This window comes from Gemmatimonadota bacterium, assembly GCA_030747075.1.
GTDB lineage: Bacteria > ARS69 > ARS69 > ARS69 > ARS69 > ARS69.
The window spans coordinates 1-1,527 of sequence record JASLLL010000059.1; the positions used below are offsets into that span (position 1 = coordinate 1).

Here is a 1,527-nt window from a genome sequence, read left to right on the forward strand (position 1 = left end):
GGCGCAGGCGACCGGGAAGGGCCACTCCACGAGGTGGGCCACCCTCTCCACCAACCGATCGACCGCCTCGGGTCCGGCCGCGAGTTCAGCCCCGGCTCTCCCGGCGACCGCCAGCACCCCCTTCCGCACCATCGGGACCCTTCCGCCCCCCTCCCCATCGTCCACAACGGGCTCGACAAAATGTTTATGCAGTTTCTTGAGATAATCCTGAAAATCATTGACTTTAAATTCTTTTGGCGCCATGAACCTGTGGCCGCGTGTGGTAATCCCCGACGAGGGATAGTCTGGTTCAGAACGCCCGCTTTCGGTCACATCAATTATGACAAGATCTTTTCCATATATAGCCAGGACCCATTGAATGGGGCGAACGAAGGCAATTTTTCCGCTTCCCCATCTCATTGATTTAGGAGAGGGCAATTTCCTTATGAGGTCGTCCAAAAGAATCGGCAAAGTTACAAATGTGGGTTGTCCTGAATCTTTCTTTACGAAGGCAAGCCTTTCCCCTTTGGGCGTGTCCTTCCTGGAGAGGTCAGTGACTTCTACGCGAAAAGTATTTGCAAACCCGAGGGCCGCCTTGGTGGGATTGCCGTCTTTATCAAAAGCCGCTGATACCGGAGGGCCAAGGGCTTCTCGTTCACGCAACCTCTGGTGCACCGCCAGGGAAGCCACGTGGAGTACCAGCCGCCTTGGTGTTCCGTGTACTGAAAGCCCTTCAAAATCCAAAGCGTCATCTTTGAAGGATTCACGCGCCAAATCTTCGAACGCCCGGAGCATCCCCGGCAGATAGGCCGAGGGGATCTCCTCGGTCCCGATCTCGAACAAAAGTTCCTTGCCCAACTTCTTTCTCCGGGAAAAAATTCAGGAAGCGCGGCCTGCGGGCGCACCGGCGGGGGCGGATTCCTCGCCTCCGGGCACGAAGCGAGGCGCGTAGGCCGCAAGCCATCGATCCTTTTCAGCCTCGTCCCCGATCAGTGGAAATTCCGCCTCGTAGCGCGATTTCAGATAAGCCTCGGCGCAGGCGCGGGACATCTTGCGGATGCGCCCGATGTAGCGCGCCCGCTCGGCCACGCTGATGGCCCCCCGCGCGTCAAGCACGTTGAAGGCGTGGGAGCACTTGAGGGCCTGATCGTAGGCGGGAAAGATCAGACTCTTCCCGATGAGTCGAAGGCCCTCGGCCTCGTGCATGTCGAAAAGCTTGAAGTGGGTGTCCAGATCCGCCTCGTCGAAGTTGAAGCGGCTGAACTCCACCTCGGTCTGGAGGTGCACGTCGCCGTATTTCACCTCCGCGCCCGTTTCTGGGTCGCGGGACCAGACGAGGCCGAAGACACTCTGCGCCCCCTGGAGGTACATCGCGATCCGCTCGAGGCCGTAGGTGAGTTCGGCCGAGATGAGGTCCAGGTCCATCCCCCCCACCTGCTGAAAGTAAGTGAATTGGGTGATCTCCATACCGTCGAGCCACACCTCCCAGCCCAGACCCCAGGCGCCGAGTCCCGGCGACTCCCAGTCGTCCTCGACGAAGCGGATGTC

2 protein-coding genes are annotated in these 1,527 nt (G+C 59.3%); both read right to left on the bottom strand.

Going from position 1 to position 1,527, the window contains the following annotated elements; translation table 11 throughout:
• Nucleotides 1-837, bottom strand: an 837-nt coding sequence (locus QF819_11115; GenBank protein MDP6803700.1) for a glycine--tRNA ligase subunit beta, incomplete at its 3' end; no start/stop codon positions are given.
• A gap of 21 nt (nt 838-858) precedes the next feature.
• Nucleotides 859-1,527 (bottom strand): glycine--tRNA ligase subunit alpha (locus QF819_11120; GenBank protein ID MDP6803701.1); only part of this gene is annotated, 669 nt, incomplete at its 5' end.